This window comes from Paraburkholderia sp. BR14312 (assembly GCF_040948675.1).
GTDB classification, from domain to species: Bacteria; Pseudomonadota; Gammaproteobacteria; order Burkholderiales; family Burkholderiaceae; genus Paraburkholderia; species Paraburkholderia nodosa_A.
Genome location: NZ_JBFPKI010000008.1, coordinates 115,463 through 138,298, shown reverse-complemented (window position 1 = coordinate 138,298; position 22,836 = coordinate 115,463). Strand labels below are relative to the sequence as shown.

Below are 22,836 nucleotides of genomic sequence, written 5' to 3'. Positions count from 1 at the left end.
AGTCTCCTCCGTTTTTATTTGGTCTACTCATTGATCGTCGTGAACCGCGAGCGAGGTATTCCCGCTCGCCTCAAATACTGCTTGCCGGTTTGCCGCCTAGAAACCCGCTGCGAGCCCGTCGCGGCGCGTGTCGCTCGCGGCCACATAGCCGCGCTCGGGATCGTTGCGATCGAGCTTCCAGATGAACTGGCCCGAGCCGAAGTCCATGTACGGATCGTCGATGCCCTTGATCTCGTGGCCGAGCCCTTGCAGCGCGCGCGCCGTCTTCGGATTGAAGGTCGATTCGATGTCGAGCGTGAAGTCGCGGTTGACCTTCCAGCGCGGCGCATCGCACGCGGCCTGCGGCTGCTGGCCGTAGTCGAGCATGCGCACGACCGACTGCAAATGCCCTTGCGGCTGCATGTCGCCGCCCATTACGCCGAAGCTCATCACCGCTTCCTGGCGGCCGTCCACCTGCTGCGTGAGGAACGCCGGAATGATGGTGTGAAACGGGCGCTTACCGCCTGCCACGACGTTGGGCGATGCCGGGTCCATCGAAAAGCCGCAGCCGCGGTTCTGCAGCGCGATGCCCGTGCCCGGCACGACCACGCCCGAACCGAAGCCCATGTAGTTCGACTGGATGAAGCTGACCATCATGCCGCGCTCGTCCACGGCGCAGAGATAGATCGTGCCGCCCGAACGCGGCATGCCGAAATCGAAATGCGTGGCGCGCTTCGGGTCGATCAGCTTCGCGCGCGCTTTCAGATAGGCGTCGTCGAGCATCTGCTCGGGCGTGACTTCCATCGAACGCGGATCGGCAACGTAGCGATAGACGTCGGCGAACGCGAGCTTCATGGCCTCGATCTGCAGATGCTGCGATTCGAGGCTGTCGAGCGCGAGCGAGCCCATGTCGAACTGCTCGAGAATGCCGAGCGCGATCAGCGCGGCGATGCCCTGTCCGTTCGGCGGAATCTCGTGGACCGTGTAGCCGCGATAGTTCTTGCCGATCGGCTCGACCCATTCCGGGCGATAGTTGCGCAGGTCGTCCAGCGTGAGCGCCGCGCCGCCTTCGCGCGCAAACGCGGCGATGCGCTCGGCGAGCTCGCCCTCGTAGTAGTCGCGCGGACCGCGTTCCGCAAGACGCCGCAGCGTGGCGGCGTGGCCGGGGAAGCACACGCGCTCGCTCACTTCGGGCGCGCGGCCGCGCGGCATGAACGTTTCGGCAAAGCCCGGCTGATTGTGCAGCTCGGGAATCGCCGCCTGCCACTTGCGCGTGACGATAGTCGCTACCGCATGGCCGCGCTCCGCGATCTCGATGGCCGGTTCCATCAGGTCCGCGAATGGCAGCTTGCCGAACTTCGCATGCAGCGCTTCCCAGCCCGCGATCACGCCAGGCACGGTCACCGTGTCCCAGCCGCGTTTCGGCTGCTTCGCGAGACCGTTTTCCTCGCCGTATTTGCGGCGGAAATAGTCGACGCTCCACGCCGCCGGCGCGTTGCCCGACGCGTTCAGGCCGTGCAGCTTCGCGCCATCCCACACGAGCGCAAAGCAATCGCTGCCCAGGCCGTTCGATACCGGCTCGACCACGGTGATGGCGGCCGCGGCGGCGATGGCGGCGTCGACGGCATTTCCGCCTTTCCAGAGCATGCGCAGCCCGGCCTGCGCGGCAAGCGGATGCGATGTCGAAACGATATTGCGGGCGAACACCGGCAGGCGCGGCGTCGGATAGGGGTTTTGCCAGTTGAAGCGCGTCATGGAAGTCCGGATTTCGGTAATGAACGAAAGCAGCGGCACGCGCAGTGCCGCACTCAATTGCGGGGCGCACGGCTCACGCCGATCTGTCGATTATCTTGAAGGATCAAGCAAAAAAATACTAATATTTTATTGTCGACACTTAAGTTTTATTTACATGCTAACCCTACGCATGCTCCGCACCTTGCAGGCCGTCGCACGCAGCGGGTCGTTCGCCACGGCGGCGGAAAAATCGGCGCTCACCCAGGCGGCCGTGAGCCTGCAAATGCGCGGGCTCGAAGAAGCGCTCGGCCGGCAGATCTTCGACCGCCGCGCGCGCCAGGTCGCGCTCACGCGCGAAGGCCGCGAAATCTGCGCGAAGGTCGATCACATTCTCGCGCTGATCGACGAGTTGCCCGCCAGCGCCGGCGACACGATGCGCGGCTCGATCATCATCGGCGCGGTGGTGTCGGTGATCGGCGCGCTTTCGCTGGCCGTCGCGCATCTGAAAACGGGCCACCCGGAACTCGAAGTGCGCCTCACCTCCGCGCGCTCGAACGAACTGGCGCGCATGGTGGAGGACGGCGACGTGGACCTCGCCGTCGTAGTTGGCAGTGCAGATGGTTCGCTTCACGAGTCGCTCGCCTGGACGCCGCTCTACGAAGAGCCCCTCATGCTCGTGACGAGCTGCGCGACGCCCGGCGACGATGCGCGACGCATCCTGCGCGAGCGCAGCTTTCTGCGCTTCGACCGGCGCGTGCCGACGGGCGTCGTGATCGACCGCGCCCTGCGCGAGCTAGGCATCGAACCGCTCGAATACCTGGAGCTGAACTCGATCGAAACGATCGTCTCGCTGGTGCGCAACGACGTGGGCGTGAGTGTGTTACCCGTCCTGCAAGGCGGCAAATGGCAGAGCGATCCGAATCTGCGACTCGTGCCGCTGCCTGGGCGGCCACTCATCCGCACGGTGGGGATGATTCACCGGAAAGCACACAAGCAGACGTTGCTCACACAAACGATTGCAGACATGCTGCGTCGGTGACAGAACGCGCAACTGCGACCATCTGTCATGCGAATTCCTCAATGGCCTATGAACAGGCGCATCGCGGCCGCACGGCCATGTCGCTAGAGCCTCTCTAGGGTTGACCTGCCTCAACTCGAAAGTAAAATGAAAGCTCAGAAAACAAGAGCGGACGAGGCCACCCGCCTCTGATCGCTCGTCAGGCCCCGCTCTCGGCTTTACCTGAGCACGAGAATTAATTAGCAACCCAAACTTATTTTCCGGAGAGAAACTCATGAAAATCAGAACTCGCACCGTTGCCGTCGTCGCGATCGTGGCCAGCGCCCTGTTTGCGGGCCAGGTGTTTGCACAGACCCCCGCACCGGCAAGCCAGGAAGGCCAGCCCGCCACCACGGTGACGCATAACGACCCGATCGTTCAGAAGCGCATGGAAGTTCGCGAGGCCAACCGGCAACAGCGCGCCCGCACGGCGGAAGCGCGCCAGACCTTCAAGCAGGAAGCACGTGACGCCCGGGCCGAGCGCAACCAGTCGGCGCAAGACTCCCGCGCCCGCGCGCAAGCGGCGCTCGACGCGCACTAAGCTCGCAACACCCACGCGTTCGCTCCTGGGCTGTACGCCCGTCGTGGTGCCCGCCACGCCAATCGCGTAAGCTAACGTCGTTGCACGCTCACTCGCGAAGCCCCGCGCTTCGCGCCTCGAAGCGGGATCGACACGGAAAAGCGGACGCTCCATGCAAAGATCGCTCATCGCGCTGACTGCAAACGGGTTGCAAAAACTGCGCGCCATGGCGTTGCCGCTGTGCGCAATCGCGCTCGCCACAGGTCTTGCCGCGTGTCAGCAGTTACCTCCTATCGGCGAGCGCACGCAAACGACTGCGCTCACGTCAGCCGAAGCGCGATCGACTCAACTTGGCAAAGCCGTAGCGGCCGAACTCGCCACCCATCCCGACTCCACCGGCATCGACCCGCTCGCGAACCCGCTCGACGCGTTCGCCTCGCGCGTGGCGCTCGTGCGCAACGCCCAGCGTACGCTGGACGTCCAGTACTACATCTGGCGCAACGATCTCACGGGTACGCTGCTGCTCGAAGAACTGCGCGAAGCCGCCGACCGCGGCGTGCGCGTGCGCCTGCTGCTCGACGACAACGGCATTCCGTCCTCGCTCGATCCCACGCTCGCGGCGCTCAATGGGCATCCCAACATCGAGGTTCGGCTGTTCAACCCGTTCGTCACCCGCAAGCCCAAAGCCATCGGCTTTATCACCGACTTCTCGCGGCTGAACCGGCGCATGCACAACAAGTCGCTCACGGCTGACGGCGTGGCGACCATCCTTGGCGGCCGCAATATCGGCGACGAATATTTTGGCGCGACCGACGGCGTCGTATTCGCCGACCTCGACGTGCTCGCCATCGGCCCCGCCGCCACCGATGTCGCGAACGACTTCGACCGCTACTGGGCCAGCGCTTCGTCATTCCCCGCGTCCCAAATCCTGCCCTACGTGGCGCCCGATGCACTCGCTACACTCGATCGCGAAGCGCTTGCCGCGCGCACCGATCCGGCCGCGGCGGAATACATCGAATCATTGCGCAAGACCACCGACGTGCGCCGTCTGCTGGACGGCACGCTGCCGCTCGAATGGGCGAAGACGCAGCTGGTCAGCGACGATCCGGCCAAAGCGCTGGGCACGGCGCCCAAGGAGACGCTCATCCTCAGCCAGCTCCACGAGATCGTCGGCGATCCGCACCGCGAACTCGATCTGGTTTCGCCGTACTTCGTGCCGGGCGAGGTGGGCACGCAATACTTCACCCAGCTCGCCGCCCAGGGTGTGACCGTGCGAGTACTGACGAACTCGCTCGAAGCCACCGATGTGTCCGCCGTCCATTCCGGCTACGCGCGGCGCCGCGTGGCGCTGCTCAAAGGCGGCGTGGAGCTGTTCGAACTGCGGCGCGCGGCGGGCACGAGCAAGGGTTCAGACAAAGCCGCGGGCAAAGGCGCAGGCAGTGGCCCGTTCGGCAGCACGGGCTCGAGCCTGCACGCCAAGACCTTCGCTGTGGATGCAGAGCGCGTCTTCGTCGGCTCGGTGAATTTCGACCCGCGCTCAGCCAACCTCAACACCGAACTCGGGCTCGTGATCGACAGCCCCGTGCTCGCCACCCAGATCGAAAAAGCGTTCTGGACGCGCGTGCCGCAGCTCGCGTATCAGGCGCACCTCGACGAGAACGGCAAGCTCTACTGGACGCGCCTTTCCGATGACACGGTCATCCGCTACGACACCGAGCCGAACACCACATGGAACCAGCGCCTGAGCGTCTGGTTCTTCTCCACCCTGCCTATCGAGTGGCTTTTGTAAGCCACGCATCGACAGGGTAATCCCCAATTTCTCCTAAGTTGTCTATACAACATCATGCGGACATTCCCATCGTCCGCGGCTCGCGGACGCCCTGCACTCACCCCAATGTTCGGAGCCGTCCGTGGCCATGCCTGAATCCGTCGCCAACCTCGAAACCGATGGCCGCAAGATCCTGGAAACGCGTTCGATCGACTACATCCCCGATTCTGAGCGCCACGGCAGCCTGTTCAGCCAGTTCACGCTCTGGCTTTCCGCGAACCTGCAGGTCACCGCGATCATTACCGGCGCGCTCGCCGTCGTGCTTGGCGGAGACGTCTTCTGGTCGCTCATCGCGCTATTGGCTGGCCAACTCATAGGCGGCACGGTCATGGCGCTGCACGGCGCGCAAGGCCCGCAGCTCGGCCTGCCGCAGATGATCTCCAGCCGCGTGCAGTTCGGCGTCTACGGCGCGGCCATTCCAATCGTGCTCGTCTGCATCATGTACGTCGGCTTTTCCGCGAGCGGCACGGTGCTTGCCGGCCAGGCCACGGCGCAACTACTCGACGTTTCCGATACCGCGGGCATCTGCCTCTTCGCGGCACTCATCGTCGTGCTGACGCTGCTCGGCTATCGCTCGATTCACTTCGTCGGCCGCATTGCCAGCGTGATCGGCGTGCTCGCGTTCGTGTTCATGTTCGCGCAGCTCTTTGCGCACCACGATATCGGCGCACTGTTGGCCAATCGCCATTTTTCGATCGCGAGCTTCCTGCTTTCCATGTCGCTTTCGGCTTCGTGGCAGATCGCATTCGGCCCCTATGTTGCCGACTATTCGCGCTACTTGCCGCGCTCGACTTCGCCCGTGCGCACGTTCCTCGCCGTCGGGCTCGGCTCGGTGGTCGGCGCGCAGGCAGCGATGGTGTTCGGCGTGTTTGCGGCCGCGCTCGCGGGCCACGCGTTCGCGCACCATGAGGTGGCGTATATCGTGAGCCTCGGCGCGAGCGGCGCAGTCGCCGCGATGCTCTACTTCAGCATTGCGTTCGGCAAGCTCACCGTCACCACGCTCAACGCCTACGGCAGCTTCATGTCGATGGCGACGATCGTGAGCGCGTTTCGCGCGAAGCGTGCAATTTCCACGCGCCACCGCTTCCTCTACATCATCGGCATGGTGGGCATCTCGACGCTCGTCGCGCTTGCGGGGCGCCACTCGTTCCTCAAGGAATTCACGGCGTTCATCCTGTTTCTGCTGGCGTTCTTCACACCGTGGAGCGCGATCAACCTGGTGGACTTCTACTGCTTCACGCGCTCGCGCTACGACGTGCCGGCGCTCTCGAATCCCGATGGCCGCTACGGCCGCTGGAACGCCAAGGCCATTGGCATCTACGTGCTCGGCGTGCTGGTGCAAATGCCGTTCATCTCGACGAGCTTCTATACGGGCCCCTTCGTCGACGCACTCGGCGGCACGGACATCTCGTGGATTCTCGGCCTGATCGTGCCGGGCGTGCTCTACTACGCCGCCATGCGCCTCACGCCGCCGGTCATTCCGGAACGCCTGATCCTGCCGGTCGAGCAGGATTGACCCGTGCGGCGCAGCGCGCCGCTTCGCTGATCCACATAGTTCCCATTCGCGCGGGCCTCACCACCCGCGCGTTCGTTTCATTCCTCCGAAAAATAGTTGTACTGATAATGAAAAAGCACCCCGCTACAGCTGTTCGCCCTTCCGCTCGCGCCACGAGAAACTCACTTTGCGCCACCGCACTCGGCCTCTTCGCGCACAACGCGCTTGCCCAGGACGGCGTGACGCTCTATGGGCTCATCGACGAATTCGCCCAATACGTCAACACCGGCAATGGCTACACGGCCGCGCTCGGTTCGAGCGGTCAATGGGGCAGCCGCTTCGGCCTCAAAGGCAAGGAAGACCTGGGCGGCGGGCAGACGCTGTCGTTCGCCCTCGAAAACGGCTTCAACCCCACGGACGGCACGCTGGCCACCAAGGGCTCGCTGTTCGATCGCCAGGCATGGGTCGGCCTCTCGGGCGGCTGGGGCCAGGTGCGCGTGGGCCGGCAAAATTCGCCGCTCTTCAACGATCAAGGCGGCCAGGACGCTTTTGGCGGCGTGACACAGGCTTCGGCCATGGACAACCTCACGGTGTTCACGTTCCGCACGAGCAACACCGTCTCCTATGTCACGCCGGAATTCGCGGGCCTTCAGGCCGGCATCTACGTGGGCTTCGGCGAAGCAGGCGGCCTGCGCTCCGCGGGCTCGAGTCAACAGTTCGACGTGACCTATGCGCACGGCCCATTCGCCACGTTCGTGGCGGGACAGTGGCTCAAGAACAGCGAGGGCAGCGCAACAGACCGCACGATCATGGCGGGCGCCTCGTACGCGATCGGGCGCGTCACGATCTTCGGCGGCTATTCGGACATGAAATGGCCCGACCTGGCGTTGAACGCCTATACCGCGGGCCTTTCCGCGAAGTATCAGTTCAACGTGAACAATGCCGTGTCGCTCGGCTACGCCACCCTGCACGATCGCACGTCGCAAGGGGACAATGCCGATCAGATCGGTTTGATGTACGAATACGACCTGTCGAAAACCACGAACTTCTACGGCGCACTTTCGTTCTTGCGCAACCGTAACCAGGCAAGTTACACGCTCGCCGGCGCGGCGAATCCGGGCCTGCCGCTCGCCTACCCCGGCGCGGACGCGCGCGGCGTGCAGATCGGCATCGTTCACCGCTTCTAAACGCAACAACGGCTCTCGATCGTCGATCGAGAGCCGTTGTGCCCACGCCCAGCCTGGACGGCCGTCGGGAATGCTCAGGCCGCAGCGGCGTTCATCGCCTCGATTTCCGCAAGCGCGCCGCCCACCATTTCGCGCAGCACCGGCTGGACTTTCTCCGCAAGCGCGGGAACGTAGTCGAACGGCGCCGTTTCGTTCACGTAAACCGACTGGCACATCTCCAGCTGGATCGCATGCACGCCGTCCTGCGGCGCGCCGAAATGGCGCGTGATGTAGCCGCCCTTGAAACGTCCGTTCGCGATCCACGAATAGCCGCTTGCCGCCGCCGCGCGTTCCGCGCGCGCCTGCACCGCCGGGTTCACCGTGCGGCCGTCCTGGGTGCCGATGTTCAGGTCGGGCAACTTGTCGTCGAACAGACGCGGCAGAACGCTCGCGATCGAATGCGCTTCCCACAGCAGCACATTCGCATGCGCCGCGCGCAGGCGCTCGAGTTCGGCGGCGAGCGTGTCGTGATACGGCTGCCAGAATGTCTTCACGCGGCGCTGGCGTTCAGGCGCGTCGGGCACGCAGCCGTCGCGGTAGACCGGCTCGCCGCGAAACGTTTCGGTCGGACACAGCGACGTGGTGGTCTGGCCGGGATAGAGGCTCTCGTCGTTCGGCGGGCGGTTCAGGTCGATCACATAGCGCGAAACGCGCGCGCCGAACACGGTCGCGCCCAGCTCCTTCGCAAACGCGTAAAGGCGATCGAGATGCCAGTCCGTATCGGCGACGGTTAGCGCCACGTCCGTGTACTCGCCGTGCATCGCGGCCGGAATGTGCGTGCCCAGGTGCGGGATCGAAATGATGAGCGGCGCGGTGCCGCGTTCCAGCGAAAAGATATCGGTCATCGAAAGTTGCCTCGTGAATTGGCGCCTGCGTTCAATCACCAGCCAGCAGTCTGGCGAGCGCCGCGCGGTAGTCGGCGTAAAGGCGGGCTTCGTCGCGATGGCGGCGCGCTTCCACGACCTTGACGCCACCGGTATAGACGTCGAGCACGGGCGTTTCGCCATGTTCGCAAAAGACGACCGACGAGAGCCACGTGAGCGGCTTTTGCTCGGCGAGGTTCGGATGTTGAGCGTCGAGCACGATCCAGTCGGCGCGCGCGCCTTCCTTCAATGCGCCAACCTTGCGCCCCGTAGCACTGGCGCCTCCGGCGAGCGCTGCGTCGAACAGGCGGTCCGCAACGTGTGCCTGATGCGTCGAGGCCAACACGTTGCGCTCGCGCCGTGCGAGCCGCTGACCGTATTCGAGCAAGCGAAGCTCCGCGCGCCAGTCCACGCCGATGTGACTGTCCGAGCCCACGCCGAACGCGCCGCCCGCATCGAGATACTCGCGCGTGGGGAAAATGCCGTCGCCAAGATTCGCCTCGGTCGTGAGGCACAGACCCGCAATCGCACCGCTCTGCGCAAGCGCGGCGGTCTCCCTCGCATCGATATGCGTGGCATGGACGAGGCACCAGCGCGAGTTGACGTTGAAGCGGTCGAGCAACCATTGCACCGGCCGCGCGCCTTCGATCGCCATGCATGCCTCGACTTCGGCCGTTTGTTCGGCGATGTGAATATGCACCGGTGCACCGGGAAGCGCTCGATCCAGGCCTTCCAGCAGCGCGCGCAAGGAGTCGTGCGAGACGGCGCGCAGCGAATGGGGCGCGACGCCGTAGCGCAACGCGCCGTGCTCGGGCTGCCACGCACGCAGCGCTTCGACGATGCCGAGCAACTGTTCCGGCGTATTGATGAAGCGCCGCTGATCGTCGCGCGGCGCTTGCGCGCCGAAGCCGCTGTATTGATAGAGCACGGGCAGCATCGTCATGCCGATGCCGGTCACGTTCGCTGCGTCCACCACGCGTTGCGCCAGTTCGGCGGGGCTCGCATACCGCTGGCCATCCTTGCCGTGATGCACGTAGTGGAATTCGCAAACAGAGGTGTAGCCCGCCTTCAACATCTCGACATACAGCCAGCGCGCAATCGCCCCGAGATCGTCGGGTGTGATGCGCGCCGCGAAGCGGTACATGAGGTCGCGCCAGCTCCAGAAGCTGTCGGTGGGGTTCGCGCGATATTCGGTGAGGCCCGCCATGGCGCGCTGAAACGCATGCGAATGAAGGTTAGGCATGCCAGGCGTGATCGGGCCCGACGCACGCGCGACGCCTTCAGGCGCTTGCGCCAGATCGGGCGTCACGTTGCGCAGCGTTCCCGCGGCGTCCCATTCGAGCAGCACGTTGCGGCGCCAGCCGTCAGTCAAGTAAGCGTACTCGGCGAAGAGCGCGCGCGAAGTCGGATTCGTTTCGATGGTGTGATTCATGCTGAAAATTGCGCTCAAACGCGACGCTCAAATGCGCGACGCTCAAAGACGGTCTCGCCGCCGCGCGCCACGCGCGCGCAGAGCGGACGGCCAATCCAGTAAGCCAGCTCCGCGAGTGACTGCACCGACCAAACGGCAAAGTCTGCGGGACGGCCAGCCGTGAGCGTGCCATGACGCTCTGCGTCGCCGAAAGCCTGCGCGGCATGCCGCGTCACGCCCTGCAACACCTCGGGCACGGTCATGCGAAACAGCGTGGTCGCCATGTTCATCATGAGCAGCAGCGAAGTGGCGGGCGACGTGCCCGGATTGCTGTCGGTCGAAATGGCGATCGGCACCTCGTAGCGCCGCAGCAAGTCGAGCGGCGGCAGCTGCGTTTCGCGGATGAAGTAGTAGGCGCCCGGCAGCAGCACCGCCACCGTGCCCGCCTGCTTCATGGCGGCGACGCCCGCTTCGTCGAGAAACTCGAGATGGTCGGCGGACAACGCGTTGTAACGCGCCGCGAGCGCTGCGCCGCCGCTATTGGAAAGCTGCTCGGCGTGCATCTTGACCGCAAGCTTGCGCCGCGCGGCCGCCTCGAACACGCGCTCGCTCTGCGCGAGCGAAAAGCCGATTCGTTCGCAGAACACATCGACAGCGTCCACGAGCCCCTCGTCGGCCAGCGCAGGAAGCATACGTTCGCACACTTCGTCGATATAGTCGTCGGCACGGCCGGCGAACTCGGGCGGCAACGCATGTGCGCCGAGAAACGTCGTCCGCACCGTGACCGGATAACGCTCGCCAAGCTGACGCGCGACGCGCAGCATCTTGCGCTCGCTCGCCAGATCGAGGCCATAGCCCGATTTGATCTCGACTGCCGTTACGCCTTCGGCGAGCAACGCTTCGAGGCGCGTTGCCGACTGCGCGAACAGCGCGGCTTCGTCGGCCGCGCGCGTGGCGCGCACCGTCGAGACGATGCCGCCGCCCTGCCGCGCGATTTCTTCGTAGCTCACGCCCGCAAGGCGCTGCGCGAATTCATCGGCGCGCTGTCCGCCATAGACGAGGTGTGTGTGGCAATCCACGAGGCCTGGCGTGACCCAGGCGCCGCCCAGGTCCTCGCACGGCCAATCGGTGAATGGCGCGGGCAATTCGGCAGCGGCGCCGAGCCACGCGATCTTGCCGTCTTCCACAGCAATCGCCGCGTTCTCGACGACGTGGCCCGGATCGCCATGCGGGCACAGGTTGAGGTTTTGCCAGAGTGTGCGTTTCATCAGGTATGCACAGCATCGCGCGATGCCGTTTCCGTAGTGTCTTGCGGCGGCTCTTGCAGCACATCTAGCGCAACGGCGAGCAAGGCGCCCGCGCCGCGCGTGTCGATGTTCAAGGAGCGTTGCGCATCGAGCGTATCGATGCGCAGCGTGTCACCCGCTTCGAGGCGCACGTGACGTTCGTTATCCACGCGCACATCCTGCCCGCCCTGCGCGCAGTAGAGCAATACCGTTTGCGCATGCATGCTGCGCCGCTCGTTTGCGCGCCACACTTCGAGCGTGCCGCGCGCCGCATCGCGGCGCACCATCAGGTTGAAGTCGCGCGTGGCGCCGTTCACGAGGCGCGCGTCGATCGCGGCTTCTCCCGCGAAATGCGCGACGTCGAGGGGCTGCGTGAGCACATGCGTACGCCCCGCTTCGTCGAGCAGCATGCCCGCGCCGTCGAGCAGCACCAGCGTCCGATCGACGCCCTCGAAGCGCGAGAACGGCCCCGCCTGCGCGACATCGGCCACGCTCACGCGCCACGCGAACGCGTCCAGTGACGCGTCGGCACGCGATGCCACGTGCGCCACCGCGATTTCGCGCGTGACGCCGCCGCCGTTCTTCCACGGCGACGCCACGAGCGCCGCGCCACGCAGCAGCGTGAGCCTGGCAGCCTGCACCGCGCCCCCTATCGCTTTCGCGCCGCTCATCGGCCGAGCATCGGCAGCTTGAGACCCGCCTCGCGCGCGGTCTGCTGCGCGAGTTCGTAGCCGGCGTCCGCGTGGCGCATCACGCCCGTGGCCGGATCGTTGAGCAGCACGCGGCCCAGACGCTCGTGCGCCGCCTGCGTGCCGTCCGCCACGATCACCACCCCCGAGTGCTGCGAGAAGCCCATGCCCACGCCGCCGCCGTGGTGCAGCGACACCCACGACGCGCCGCCCGCCGTGTTCAGCAGCGCATTGAGCAGCGGCCAGTCGCTCACCGCGTCCGAGCCGTCCTTCATCGATTCCGTTTCGCGGTTCGGGCTCGCCACCGAGCCGGTGTCGAGGTGGTCGCGGCCAATCACGATCGGCGCCTTCAGCTCGCCGTTCTTGACCATTTCGTTGAACGCCTGGCCGAGACGATAGCGATCCTTCACGCCCACCCAGCAGATACGCGCGGGCAGGCCCTGGAACGCGATGCGCTCGCGCGCCATGTCGAGCCAGTTGTGCAGGTGCGGATCGTCGGGGATCAGCTCCTTGACCTTGGCGTCCGTCTTGTAGATGTCCTCAGGATCGCCCGAAAGCGCCACCCAGCGGAACGGGCCCTTGCCCTCGCAGAACAGCGGACGGATATATGCCGGCACGAAGCCCGGGAAATCGAACGCGTTTTCCACGCCCATTTCGAGCGCCATCTGGCGGATGTTGTTGCCGTAGTCGAGCGTGGCCGCGCCGCGCTCCTGCAGCGTGAGCATCGCGCGCACCTGGTGGGCCATCGATTCCTTCGCGACCTTCACGATGCTTTCCGGCGCGACCTTCTGCGCTTCACGCCACTGCTCCACGGTCCAGCCCTGCGGCAGGTAGCCGTTGATCGGGTCGTGCGCGCTCGTCTGGTCGGTCACGCAGTCGGGCGTGATGCCGCGCTTCACGAACTCGGCGAAGACATCGGCGGCGTTGCCGAGCAGGCCCACCGAAACCGGCTTGCCCGTGCGCTTCGCTTCCTCGACGATGGCCAGCGCCTCGTCGATGGTCTTCGCCTTGCGGTCCACGTAGCGCGTCTTCAGGCGGAAGTCGATGCGCGTCTCGTCGCATTCCACCGCGATCATCGAGAAGCCCGCCATCGTCGCCGCGAGCGGCTGTGCGCCGCCCATGCCGCCGAGGCCGCCCGTGAGAATCCAGCGGCCCTTCGGGTCGCCGTTGAAGTGCTGGTTCGCGACCGAATAGAACGTTTCGTAGGTGCCCTGCACGATGCCCTGCGAGCCGATGTAGATCCAGCTGCCCGCGGTCATCTGGCCGTACATCATCAGGCCCTTGCGGTCCAGTTCGTGGAAGTGTTCCCACGTGGCCCAGTGCGGCACGAGGTTCGAGTTCGCGAGCAGCACGCGCGGAGCGTCGGCATGGGTGCGGAACACGCCCACGGGCTTGCCCGACTGGATCAGCAGCGTCTCGTCCTCGTTCAGGTCCTTGAGCGACGCGAGGATCTGGTCGAAACACTCCCAGTTGCGCGCCGCGCGGCCGATGCCGCCGTACACCACGAGCGCATGCGGATGCTCGGCGACCTCGGGGTCCAGATTATTCTGGAGCATCCGGTAGGCGGCTTCCGCCAGCCAGGTCTTGCAGACCTTCTCGCTGCCGCGCGGCGCGCGGATCGTGCGGGTCGGGTCGAGGCGCGGGTCGGTGAAGTTCGGTTGGTTCATTTGTTCGAGTCCGTCGAGTCTGGATAGCAAGCTGGAGGTGGAGGGCTGCGCCCGCGGAGATGCAATGAGCGCTGCAACGTGGGTTAAGTCTACCGCCGCCAAGTTGTATATACAACTCGTTTCAAAAAAACGTGGGTTAGTAGTTACCCTGACAAAACTCGCCGAGTTCGGCCTATCGGAGCGAAGAAACGGGCAGGCGAGCCGTGAAGCTTTGTCTAGACAAGATGTCTGCAAACAGCCCGACACAGTGCATGGTCTGTAGACGCGGCCAGACCGCCCACGCAAACGAAAGTGGCGGGCTTGATGCGGGCAGGGATCAAGAGGGACGGAGCGCTCGAGCGTCCGGTGGACTGCAGTTCAGCAAGTAAGCAGGAAGTGAGCGGCCTCGCCGCCCAGGCTCAAACAGTACCCGCCAGATGAAACCGCGAAGCCGGATGCCACAGGCGCACGGAAGTCGCCACATGACGCCCCACCCACGTGCGCCGCAGCAACAGCAGGCAAGGCTCGCCGATTTCCATCTCCAGATACTGCCGCACGCGTGCATCGGGCTTCTGCGCGTAAATGCGGAACTCCGCGCGCTGGATCGGCGCGAGGCGCACCATGTAGTGATTCGGCGTTTCGACCGTGAAGTCCTGGGCGAGGTAGTCGGGGAACACCTCGGGGTTCACGTAACGGTCCTCGTACTGGATCGGCTCGCCCTCTTCACTGTGCACGATGCGCGAGTGGAACACCGGCCCGGCGTCGAGTTCGAGCGCGGCGATCGCGTTCGGATCGTCGCTCGCCTCCAGCCCCAGCACACGCGCCGCATGCCGATGGCCGCGCGCCGCGATTTCGTCGGCGATATTGCGGATCTGCAGCACCGTCGATTCGTACTGGCGCGGCGCGACGTACGTGCCCGAGCCGCGCACCCGGTTCAGCACGCCTTCGGCCATCAGTTCTCGTAGCGCGCGCGACACCGTCATGCGCGCCACACCGAACTCTTTCACCAGTTCCGTTTCGGAAGGCACCACGTCGCCGGGCCGCAAGGCGCCGCTTTCGATCTGCGCGAGCACATGGCGCTTGATCTGCTCATAGGCGGGCAACGGGGCACTGCTGACCGTCTTCTTTTGCATGGTCTCGATCTTCGAATGAACGGGAGGTCGCCGCAGCGATGGCCGCCGGGCGCGGCGCGGGCTTGCAGCTTCAGGCGGCCACATTGTACCGCCCCTTAAAGCGGCTCCTTTTCCGGCTCCGCCACGAGCGCGGGCTGCCAGCGCGCGAGCACCACGCAGGCGCGCACGCCCCGCCCGTCCGCGCCCGGACTCAGGCTCACCGCGCCACGATGCGACTGCGCGATCTCGCGCACGATCGCAAGACCAAGGCCCGTGCCTTCGGTCCCGACGGCGGCGCGGAAGAAAGGCTCGAAAACGCGCGCCCGCGCTTCCGCGGGAATGCCGCGGCCGTCGTCGAGCACTTCGAGCGCGACCATCTCGCCGCTCGCCCGCACCGACACCGTGACGTGCCCGCCAGCCGGCGTGTAGCGCAGCGCGTTGTCCACGAGATTGCTGACCATCGCGCGCAACAGCTCGCGATGCCCCTGCACCACCGCCTCGCCCGTCTCGCGCGGCAACTCCGCGCCGAGATCGATGCCGCGCGTCTGCGCGAGCAGCGCGAGCGCCTCGACCACTTCGCGCGCGAGCTGCGCCATGTCGACGGGCGCGGCCGGCAATTGCGCGGGGTCGAGCGCCTCGGCCTGCGCGAGCAGCAGCAACTGGTTCGTGAGCGCGACCATCGAGCGGTTGCTCACGTGCATGGCCGCCAGCACTTCGTCGAGCGCGGGATCGACGGCTTTTTGCTGGCGCGCGTACTGCAACTGCGTGCCGAGCAGCGTGAGCGGCGTGCGCAGCTGGTGCGCGGCATCGGCGATGAAGCGGCGCTGCGCCGCCGTCTGTGCCGAAAGGCGCGCAATGCATTGATTGATGGCGTCCACGACGGGCCGCAGTTCGGCATGCAGCCCTTCGGCGCGAATGGGTTCGAGGTGCGAAGGATCGCGGTCCGCCACGTCGTTCTTGAGCTTCATGAGCGGCCGCAGCTCGAACGTGAGACCGATGCAGGCGAGCGCCACGGCCAGCATCACCATGCCGATCTGGCGATAGAGCTGGGGACGCCAGAGCGCCTCCACCATCGCGTCGCGCGAGCGCTCGGTTTTGCCCACCGAGACGCGCACGCGCCATACGTGGCCGTTGTCGTACATGGAGCGCACCACGCTCACGGCGCGCACGGCCTGGCCGCGCAGGCCGGCGTCGTACGCGACGGGCGAATCGACGGCGGGCGCCGAGGCCGCATGCGGAAAGTCGGGCATGCCCGCGAGCAGCGAGCCGCCCTCCACGTGCACGTTGTAGAACACCTGGTCCTGCTGCGGCGAGGCGAAGAGTTCGAGCGCCGCGGGCGGCACGTCGGCGCGCAACGCGCCATCGGCCCATTGCACGGAACCGGCGATCATGCGTGCGGACGACAGCAGCCCGCCGTCCTGCACCAGATCGGCAGTATGGCGCGCAGCGCGATACTCGGAGGTCGCCGTAAAACTCACGTAGAGCGCGAGCGGCACGAGCATCCACCAAAGCAGGCGAACGCGCAGGCTACCCGTCATGTCGGCACGCGCAAGTCGTCATAGCGTCTCATCCTTCCTGCGCAGCAAATAGCCCAGGCCGCGCAGTGTCACGATCACGGCCGAGCTGCCTTCGAGCTTCTTGCGCAGCCGCGACACGTAGATTTCGATGGCGTCCTCGCTGGGTTCGTCGGCGAGCGTGAAGATCGCGTCGACGAGCGCGGCCTTCGACACGGTCTGGCCGAGGCGCAGTGCCAGCGTTTCGAGCACCGTGCGCTCGCGCGGCGTGACGTTCAGCGGCGCGCCCTTCAGCGTGAACTGGCGCGTGTTGAGGTCGAACACGAGGTCCCCACAGCCGATTTCATTCGCGCGCGCGGGCGTTTGCCGGCGAATCAGCACCTTGATGCGCGCCACCAGTTCGCGCACCTCGAAGGGCTTGACGAGATAGTCGTCGGCGCCGGCGCCGAGCAGCTCCACCTTTTCGTCGATCGAGCCGCTTGCCGTAAGCACCATCACGGGTGTCGCGTCGCCGCGCTGGCGCAGCCGCCGCAGCACGTTCTTGCCCGAGAGCTTCGGCAAATTGAGGTCGAGCAGCACCACATCGTAGTGATTGGACCGCAGCAAATGGTCGGCGGCTTCGCCGTCCTGCACGGCGTCGAAGGCGAACGCCTGCTCCTCCAGCGTCTTGACGAGCCAGTGTGCAAGCGTCGGATTGTCTTCGATCAGCAGCAACTTCATGGGCGGGTACGGGCAAAGGCGAAGGCCGTTTCAGGGGAATCGATTGTGCCGTTGCCGGCGCATCGCCGCCCTGCGGGTTAACACGGACGATTTTGCACGGCGCCCGAAGGCTGGCAGAAGGCTTACGGTTTTTATAATCGGCTCCATCCACCAAAAAGCGCCGCATGCACGGCGCACCACCCTCAGGAGACTCCACGATGCCTACCTTGCGCCAGATCGCCGCCGTATCGAGTGTCGCGTTCGCCCTCGCCGCCGGTTCCACGGCTGCCCACGCGGAAAAGATCACGATCATGGTTGGCGGCGCAACCAAGATCATCTATCTCCCCGCCAAACTGACCGAGCAGCTCGGCTACTTCAAGGACGAAGGCCTCGACGTCGAACTGCAGTCGCAGCCGGCCGGCGTGGACGCGGAGAACGAACTGCTCGCGGGTGCGGTGCAAGGCGTGGTGGGCTTCTACGATCACACGATCGACCTGCAGAGCAAGGGCAAGGAAGTGCAAACGCTCGTAGTGTTCGGCCAGGTGCCCGGCGAAGTGGAAATGGTGTCGAACGCGGCAGCCGGCACGGTCAAGAGCATGGCCGACGTGAAGGGCAAGACGCTCGGCGTGACGGGCCTTGGCTCCTCCACGAGCTTCCTCACGCAGTACCTCGCACAGCGCTCGGGCGTGCCCTCCAACCAGTACACGCTGCTGCCGGTGGGCGCAGACAACACCTTCATCGCGGCGATCAAGCAGAACCGCATCGACGCGGGCATGACGACGGAACCCACCGTCTCGCGTCTGCTGCAAACCGGCGACGCCAAGGTGCTCGTCGACATGCGCACGCTCGAAGGCACGCGCGCTGCGCTCGGCGGCACCTACCCCGCTTCGAGCTTCTACGTGCAGCGCGCCTGGGCGCAGTCGCACAAGGAAGAAGCGACGAAGCTCGCGCACGCGTTCTCGCGCACGCTCAACTTCATCGCCACGCATAGCGCCGATGAAATCGCCGCGAAGATGCCGAAGGACTACTACGGCAACAGCCAGGATCTCTACGTGGCCGCGCTGAAGTCCTCGCTGCCGATGTTCACGAAGGACGGCCGCATGCCCGCCGACGGCCCGGATACGGTGCTCAAGGTGCTCTCGGCGTTCAATCCTTCGGTGAAGGGCAAGCACATCGACCTCGCGAAGACTTACTCGAACGACTATCTGCCGGCTCCGACCGCCACGGCGTCGAAGTAAAACGCAATCGGCCCCACGTTCAGCCCACTGAAATAATGACTTCCTCCCATTCCCAAGGCACGCCGGCCATCGAGCTGCGCAATGTTTCGTGCCGCTTCATTTCACCGGACGGCAAGGCGACGGTCGCCCTGCGCGACTTCAGCATGTCGGTCGCGCGCGGCGAGTTCGTCGCGATCGTCGGGCCCACGGGCTGCGGCAAGTCCACCACGCTCAGCATGATCACGGGCCTGCTCAAACCCACCACGGGCGAAGTGCGCGTGATGGGCGCGCCCGTGAACGGCATCGATCCGCGCATCGGCTTCGTGTTCCAGGCCGACGCGGTGTTCCCGTGGCGCTCGGTGCTCGACAACGTGGCGGCCGGTCCGCTCTATCGCGGCCGCTCGAAATCGGCCGCCTACGACGAAGCCAACGAATGGCTGCGCCGCGTGGGCCTCGCCAACTTCGGCAAGCACTATCCTCATCAGCTTTCGGGCGGCATGCGCAAGCGCGTGGCGCTTGCGCAGACGTTCATCAACAAGCCCGAAATCCTGCTGATGGACGAGCCGTTCTCGGCGCTCGACATGCAAACGCGCACGCTCATGCAGGACGAGCTGCTGCAGCTGTGGGGCGGCACGGGGTCGGTCGTATTCGTCACGCACGACCTCGAAGAAGCCATTGCGCTCGCCGACCGCGTGTTCGTGCTCACCGCGCGCCCGGCCACGCTCAAGAAGGTCTACGAGATCGATCTGCCGCGCCCGCGCGTGACGTCCGAAATCCGCTACGCGCCGCACTTCGTCGAACTGTCGCGCCAGATCTGGCACGACCTGCGCGAAGAAGTGCAGATCGCCTAACACCGGAGCCGTTCACTATGTCCACCCCGCAACAAACCCTGCCGCAAGGCCTCGATGCCGCCTCGCTCGACGCCGTCGAGCGCGCTGCGCAAAAGCGCATTCGTCAGCGCAATCTGCTCGTCATTTCGCTGCGTATTCTCGTGCTCGTCGTCGTGCTCGGCGGCTGGGAACTCGCCGCGCGCCTCAAATGGATCGACCCGTTCTTCTTCTCGATGCCCACGGCCATCTTTGATCAGATCATCGACTGGTTCGTGAACGGCACCTCGCAAGGGCCCCTGCTCACGCAGGTCTGGGTCACGCTGGAAGAGACGGGCCTTGGCTTCATCATCGGCTCGGTGGCCGGCGTGTTCTGCGGCATCGTGCTTGGCCGCAACAAGCTGCTCTCCGACGTATTCAGCCTCTACATCAAGATCGCCAACTCGATTCCGCGCGTGGTGCTCGGCTCGGTGTTCGTAATCGCGCTGGGGCTCGGGATGGCGTCGAAAGTGGCGCTCGCCGTGGTGATGGTGTTCTTCGTCGTGTTCGCCAATGCGTTCCAGGGCGTGCGCGAAGCGGACCGCTACATGATCGCCAATGCGCAGATTCTCGGCGCGTCGCGCCGCCAGGTGACGACCTCGGTCGTGATTCCCTCAGCGCTTTCGTGGATTCTCGCGAGCCTGCACGTGAGCTTCGGCTTCGCGCTGGTCGGCGCCGTGGTGGGTGAATTCCTGGGTTCGAAGCAAGGCATCGGTTTGCTGATCTCGACGGCGCAGGGCGCGTTCAACGCAAGCGGCGTGTTCGCCGCGATGATCGTGCTCGCCGTAGTCGCGCTGGCCGCCGACTATGTGCTCACCGCGCTCGAGCATCGTTTGCTCAAGTGGCGGCCCACGCCTTCGAACTGATTCAGTCAGCTTCCCCTGTCCGGACCGCGTAAGACGCGAGAGCTTGCCTGGTCCGTGATCCGCGGCGCACTGCCAGTGCGCCGCGTTTTTTTTGGGCCTGCCAAACGCTACTTGGGCTGCGCAACGGTACGCAGATACGGCTTGAGCGTCTTGAAGCCCTGCGGATACTTCTGCCTGGCCGCATCGTCGGAAACCGAAGTCGGGATGATGACGTCGTCGCCCGGCTTCCAGTTCACCGGCGTCGCCACCGAATGCTTCGCGGTGAGCTGCAGCGAATCGAGCAGGCGCAGCACCTCGTCGAAATTACGGCCCGAGCTCATCGGGTAGACAAACATCGCCTTCACTTTCTTGTCCGGCCCGATGAGAAACACCGCGCGTATCGTGGCGTTGTCGGCCGCCGTGCGCGGGCTGGCGCCGCTCGCGTTCGGGTGGATCATGTCGTAGAGCTTCGCGACGTGCAGATCCGGGTCGCCGATCATCGGATAATTGACGGCGCTCCCCTGCGTTTCCTCGATGTCCTTCGCCCACCTCGCATGGTCGTCCACCGGGTCGATGCTCAGACCGATGATCTTCGTGTTGCGCTTGTCGAACTCCGGCTTGAGCTTCGCCATATAGCCGAGTTCCGTCGTACAAACGGGCGTGAAGTCTTTCGGATGCGAAAACAGAATGGCCCATTGGTCGCCGATCCATTCGTGGAAACGGATCTTGCCTTCGGTGGTCTCCGCGGTGAAATCGGGTGCATCTTCTCCAAGACGAATCGTCATCTTCTGTCTCCTGAATGCAGTGATTTACAGCTCGTGAGGTGATCGTGAGGGGTCTGCGTGCGTGCGAAAGTGCCTCCCGCTTTTGCATTTTAGGTAGTCTCCGTGACGCTTATGAAAATCTTTGCTATTTCATTAGCATTACATACGCCATACATTTATCCATCATTTAGCGCTAAAACCTGCATCGGCGCGCTATCGCAGCCTTGACATCCACTTGGCATGAAGCGAATAATGCGTCGTTCGATAATCGAAACCGTGTTCGAGTTGCGAACACGAGAACAACAATAACGGGCTGGTCGTCTTGCCGTGCAAATACCCGCGTGCAAGGCGTGATATGAACCCGCTGCGCCGGGGCGGCATCGCCTCTCGCTGATGGAGGAGCCGCACCTGCCTCCCCGCCCCCTACGCGCCTGGCCCCGCCAGCCGCACGGTGCCGGGACTACCCGCAAGCAACGCCTCCTGTCCGCTCCGGCCAGCCAGTAGCGACACGCTACGAACTAGCGCAAAGAGCATGAAAAGAGACCTCCAGACTGAAACGCGCGATTCCCGCCAGGGTGTCGTCGCCGCCCTCGTGTATGTTTTCGAGCGGGTCATGCCCGACCCCTTCGTTCTGTCCATCTGCCTCACCTTCTTTGTCGCCGTGCTCGCGCTCGTCATCGCGCCGCACGGCGATCTCCCCACGCTGCTCAGCGCCTGGTACGAAGGTACGTTCGGCATTCTCGGCTTCGCGCTGCAGATGATCCTGATCCTCGCCACGGGCTACGCCATTGCCGAAGCGCCCGTGATCCAGCGCGTCCTGCGCGCGCTCGCGGCCAGGGCGCAAACGCCGGCGCGCGCCGCGCTGCTGGTGTTTCCGGTGGTGGCCATCGCCGCGTGGCTGAACTGGGGCCTGGGCCTGATCGTGGGCGCGCTGCTCTCGCGTGAAATCGCGAAGCGCGTGAACGTGGATTTCGCGTGGCTCGTAGCCGGCAGCTATTCCGCATGGTCGATCTGCAATAGCGGGCTCTCCAGCTCGATCGCCCTTTCGCAGGCCTCGCACGGCAACGCGCTCAATCTCGTGGAAAAGGCGACCGGCCACGTGATTCCGCTCAGCCAGACCGTCTTCGCGCCGTTCGTCTTCATTCCCACCGTGCTCGTGGTGGTCGTGATGACGTTCATCTTCATCCGCATGCATCCGAAGCCCGAGCACGTGGCGCCGTTCAGCGAGGCGGCCGAAGCCGAAGCGAACGACGCCGGCGCCAGCGACGACCCGCACGCGCGCGTCGGCAACGGCACGCCTTCGTTCGCGTCGCGCCTCGAGCAGTCGATGCTCGGCACGCTGCTGCTGATCGTGCTCGGCGCAGGTTATCTGGCGATGGAATGGAGCGAAAAAGGTTTCGATCTCGACATCAACACGACAATCCTGATCTTCCTGCTGATCGGCCTCGCACTGCAGCGCACGCCTATCGCCTACGCGAACGCCATTCGCCGCGCCGCGCGCCAGACCGGCTCCATGCTGCTGCAGTACCCCGTGTACGGCGGCATCATGGGCGTGATGAAGGGCACCGGCCTCGCCTCGATGATCGCCAAGGCCTTCGTCACGATCGCCACGCCGCTTTCGCTGCCGCTCTGGAGCTATCTGAGCTCGCTCATCATCACGCTGCTCGTGCCGAGCGCGGGCGGCCACTGGGCCGTGCAAGGGCCGTTCGTGCTGCCCGCCGCGCTGAGCCTGCACGCCTCGGTGCCGCGCACTGCCATGGGCGTGGCGATGGCCGAAAACGTCTCGAACATGCTGCAGCCGTTCTGGGCCGTGCCGATCGTCGCGATCGCGGGCATTCGCATCCAGCGCGTGATGGGCTATACCGCCGTGACGTTCGCCGTGTCGCTCGTGATCTACGCCGGGGCGCTCTGGCTCGTGCCCTGAGCGTCGAGCGGTTCCGCCGCGAAGGAAGGCGCTGCGCCGGCCGCTTTACAGCGGTTCGGCAGCGCCTTTTTTCATGCGGCGCGCGTGAGCCGCGCTGGCCTCGCGGCGCGCTAAGATCGGCGACAATGGGCAAGCCTCGACGGCGGCACGCCGCCCCGAAT

General features: G+C 65.1%; 19 protein-coding genes. 9 read left to right on the top strand and 10 right to left on the bottom strand.

What is annotated here, in order from left to right; translation table 11 throughout:
• Window positions 1–96 precede the first annotated feature (96 nt).
• Complete coding sequence (locus AB3X98_RS23190) at window positions 97–1,734, bottom strand: gamma-glutamyltransferase family protein (RefSeq protein WP_368603698.1); 1,638 nt, start codon at window positions 1,732–1,734, stop codon at window positions 97–99.
• A 154-nt stretch (window positions 1,735–1,888) separates the two neighbouring features.
• On the opposite strand from AB3X98_RS23190, the gene AB3X98_RS23185 reads away from it, so the two are divergent.
• The 5 genes from AB3X98_RS23185 (at window position 1,889) to AB3X98_RS23165 (ending at window position 7,800) form a co-directional block, all read left to right on the top strand.
• A complete protein-coding gene (locus tag AB3X98_RS23185) occupies window positions 1,889–2,752 on the top strand; it encodes a LysR family transcriptional regulator (protein WP_069267166.1) in 864 nt (287 codons plus the stop codon).
• A 253-nt stretch (window positions 2,753–3,005) separates the two neighbouring features.
• The gene (locus tag AB3X98_RS23180; RefSeq protein WP_069267167.1) at window positions 3,006–3,311 is read left to right on the top strand and encodes a hypothetical protein; all 306 of its coding nucleotides are present in this window, start codon (window positions 3,006–3,008) and stop codon (window positions 3,309–3,311) included.
• Window positions 3,312–3,516: 205 nt separating this feature from the next.
• Complete coding sequence (locus AB3X98_RS23175) at window positions 3,517–5,079, top strand: phospholipase D family protein (protein ID WP_342946640.1); 1,563 nt, start codon at window positions 3,517–3,519, stop codon at window positions 5,077–5,079.
• Between the two features lie 127 nt (window positions 5,080–5,206).
• Window positions 5,207–6,634, top strand: a complete 1,428-nt coding sequence (locus tag AB3X98_RS23170) for a cytosine permease (RefSeq protein ID WP_342946299.1) — start codon at window positions 5,207–5,209, stop codon at window positions 6,632–6,634.
• 107 nt (window positions 6,635–6,741) lie between these two features.
• Complete coding sequence (locus AB3X98_RS23165; protein ID WP_368603594.1) at window positions 6,742–7,800, top strand: porin; 1,059 nt, start codon at window positions 6,742–6,744, stop codon at window positions 7,798–7,800.
• 74 nt (window positions 7,801–7,874) lie between these two features.
• Here the strand turns inward: AB3X98_RS23165 and hutG are convergent, their stop codons facing one another.
• From hutG to AB3X98_RS23125, 8 genes are all read right to left on the bottom strand, one after another.
• Window positions 7,875–8,684: an N-formylglutamate deformylase gene (gene hutG, locus AB3X98_RS23160; protein WP_368603595.1), complete on the bottom strand. Its 810-nt coding sequence runs from the start codon at window positions 8,682–8,684 to the stop codon at window positions 7,875–7,877.
• A gap of 31 nt (window positions 8,685–8,715) precedes the next feature.
• Window positions 8,716–10,134 (bottom strand): formimidoylglutamate deiminase, encoded by a 1,419-nt coding sequence (locus tag AB3X98_RS23155; RefSeq protein ID WP_368603596.1) that lies wholly within the window; start codon window positions 10,132–10,134, stop codon window positions 8,716–8,718.
• Window positions 10,135–10,148: 14 nt separating this feature from the next.
• Entirely contained in the window at window positions 10,149–11,381 is a 1,233-nt protein-coding gene (hutI, locus tag AB3X98_RS23150; RefSeq protein ID WP_368603597.1) for an imidazolonepropionase, read from the bottom strand.
• Window positions 11,381–12,070, bottom strand: coding sequence for a HutD family protein (locus AB3X98_RS23145; protein WP_342946304.1), 690 nt, complete (start codon window positions 12,068–12,070; stop codon window positions 11,381–11,383). Before AB3X98_RS23145 ends, hutI begins: the two co-directional genes overlap by 1 nt.
• Window positions 12,067–13,755 carry a urocanate hydratase gene (gene hutU / locus AB3X98_RS23140; protein WP_368603598.1) on the bottom strand — a complete coding sequence of 563 codons (1,689 nt, stop codon included), beginning with the start codon at window positions 13,753–13,755 and terminating at the stop codon, window positions 12,067–12,069. Before hutU ends, AB3X98_RS23145 begins: the two co-directional genes overlap by 4 nt.
• Window positions 13,756–14,153: 398 nt before the next feature.
• Entirely contained in the window at window positions 14,154–14,867 is a 714-nt protein-coding gene (gene hutC / locus AB3X98_RS23135; RefSeq protein WP_069269295.1) for a histidine utilization repressor, read from the bottom strand.
• 95 nt (window positions 14,868–14,962) lie between these two features.
• Window positions 14,963–16,384, bottom strand: coding sequence for a sensor histidine kinase (locus AB3X98_RS23130; RefSeq protein ID WP_342946306.1), 1,422 nt, complete (start codon window positions 16,382–16,384; stop codon window positions 14,963–14,965).
• A gap of 18 nt (window positions 16,385–16,402) precedes the next feature.
• On the bottom strand, window positions 16,403–17,080 hold the full coding sequence (locus AB3X98_RS23125; RefSeq protein ID WP_069269297.1) for a response regulator: 678 nt from the start codon (window positions 17,078–17,080) through the stop codon (window positions 16,403–16,405).
• 197 nt (window positions 17,081–17,277) lie between these two features.
• On the opposite strand from AB3X98_RS23125, the gene AB3X98_RS23120 reads away from it, so the two are divergent.
• The 3 genes from AB3X98_RS23120 to AB3X98_RS23110 are packed head-to-tail and all read left to right on the top strand — an operon-like array spanning window position 17,278 to window position 20,008.
• Window positions 17,278–18,297, top strand: coding sequence for an ABC transporter substrate-binding protein (locus tag AB3X98_RS23120; protein WP_069269298.1), 1,020 nt, complete (start codon window positions 17,278–17,280; stop codon window positions 18,295–18,297).
• Between the two features lie 35 nt (window positions 18,298–18,332).
• Entirely contained in the window at window positions 18,333–19,127 is a 795-nt protein-coding gene (locus AB3X98_RS23115) for an ABC transporter ATP-binding protein (RefSeq protein WP_069269299.1), read from the top strand.
• A 17-nt stretch (window positions 19,128–19,144) separates the two neighbouring features.
• Window positions 19,145–20,008 carry an ABC transporter permease gene (locus tag AB3X98_RS23110; protein ID WP_069269300.1) on the top strand — a complete coding sequence of 288 codons (864 nt, stop codon included), beginning with the start codon at window positions 19,145–19,147 and terminating at the stop codon, window positions 20,006–20,008.
• A gap of 107 nt (window positions 20,009–20,115) precedes the next feature.
• Here the strand turns inward: AB3X98_RS23110 and AB3X98_RS23105 are convergent, their stop codons facing one another.
• A complete protein-coding gene (locus tag AB3X98_RS23105; protein WP_069269301.1) occupies window positions 20,116–20,772 on the bottom strand; it encodes a peroxiredoxin in 657 nt (218 codons plus the stop codon).
• A gap of 511 nt (window positions 20,773–21,283) precedes the next feature.
• Between AB3X98_RS23105 and AB3X98_RS23100 the strand changes: the two genes are divergently transcribed.
• Window positions 21,284–22,675, top strand: a complete 1,392-nt coding sequence (locus AB3X98_RS23100) for a short-chain fatty acid transporter (protein WP_368603599.1) — start codon at window positions 21,284–21,286, stop codon at window positions 22,673–22,675.
• Window positions 22,676–22,836 lie beyond the last annotated feature (161 nt).

Bases quoted from the DNA above. Each gene is read 5' to 3' on its own strand.
- hutU (WP_368603598.1), bottom strand. From the start codon at position 13,755: ATGAACCAACCGAACTTCACCGACCCGCGCCTCGACCCGACCCGCACG.
- AB3X98_RS23170 (WP_342946299.1), top strand. From the start codon at position 5,207: ATGCCTGAATCCGTCGCCAACCTCGAAACCGATGGCCGCAAGATCCTG.
- AB3X98_RS23120 (WP_069269298.1), top strand. From the start codon at position 17,278: ATGCCTACCTTGCGCCAGATCGCCGCCGTATCGAGTGTCGCGTTCGCC.
- AB3X98_RS23180 (WP_069267167.1), top strand. From the start codon at position 3,006: ATGAAAATCAGAACTCGCACCGTTGCCGTCGTCGCGATCGTGGCCAGC.
- AB3X98_RS23185 (WP_069267166.1), top strand. From the start codon at position 1,889: ATGCTAACCCTACGCATGCTCCGCACCTTGCAGGCCGTCGCACGCAGC.
- AB3X98_RS23190 (WP_368603698.1), bottom strand. From the start codon at position 1,734: ATGACGCGCTTCAACTGGCAAAACCCCTATCCGACGCCGCGCCTGCCG.
- hutC (WP_069269295.1), bottom strand. From the start codon at position 14,867: ATGCAAAAGAAGACGGTCAGCAGTGCCCCGTTGCCCGCCTATGAGCAG.
- AB3X98_RS23125 (WP_069269297.1), bottom strand. From the start codon at position 17,080: ATGAAGTTGCTGCTGATCGAAGACAATCCGACGCTTGCACACTGGCTC.
- hutG (WP_368603595.1), bottom strand. From the start codon at position 8,684: ATGACCGATATCTTTTCGCTGGAACGCGGCACCGCGCCGCTCATCATT.
- AB3X98_RS23155 (WP_368603596.1), bottom strand. From the start codon at position 10,134: ATGAATCACACCATCGAAACGAATCCGACTTCGCGCGCGCTCTTCGCC.
- AB3X98_RS23115 (WP_069269299.1), top strand. From the start codon at position 18,333: ATGACTTCCTCCCATTCCCAAGGCACGCCGGCCATCGAGCTGCGCAAT.
- AB3X98_RS23145 (WP_342946304.1), bottom strand. From the start codon at position 12,070: ATGAGCGGCGCGAAAGCGATAGGGGGCGCGGTGCAGGCTGCCAGGCTC.
- AB3X98_RS23130 (WP_342946306.1), bottom strand. From the start codon at position 16,384: ATGACGGGTAGCCTGCGCGTTCGCCTGCTTTGGTGGATGCTCGTGCCG.
- AB3X98_RS23100 (WP_368603599.1), top strand. From the start codon at position 21,284: ATGAAAAGAGACCTCCAGACTGAAACGCGCGATTCCCGCCAGGGTGTC.
- AB3X98_RS23165 (WP_368603594.1), top strand. From the start codon at position 6,742: ATGAAAAAGCACCCCGCTACAGCTGTTCGCCCTTCCGCTCGCGCCACG.
- AB3X98_RS23175 (WP_342946640.1), top strand. From the start codon at position 3,517: ATGGCGTTGCCGCTGTGCGCAATCGCGCTCGCCACAGGTCTTGCCGCG.
- hutI (WP_368603597.1), bottom strand. From the start codon at position 11,381: ATGAAACGCACACTCTGGCAAAACCTCAACCTGTGCCCGCATGGCGAT.
- AB3X98_RS23105 (WP_069269301.1), bottom strand. From the start codon at position 20,772: ATGACGATTCGTCTTGGAGAAGATGCACCCGATTTCACCGCGGAGACC.
- AB3X98_RS23110 (WP_069269300.1), top strand. From the start codon at position 19,145: ATGTCCACCCCGCAACAAACCCTGCCGCAAGGCCTCGATGCCGCCTCG.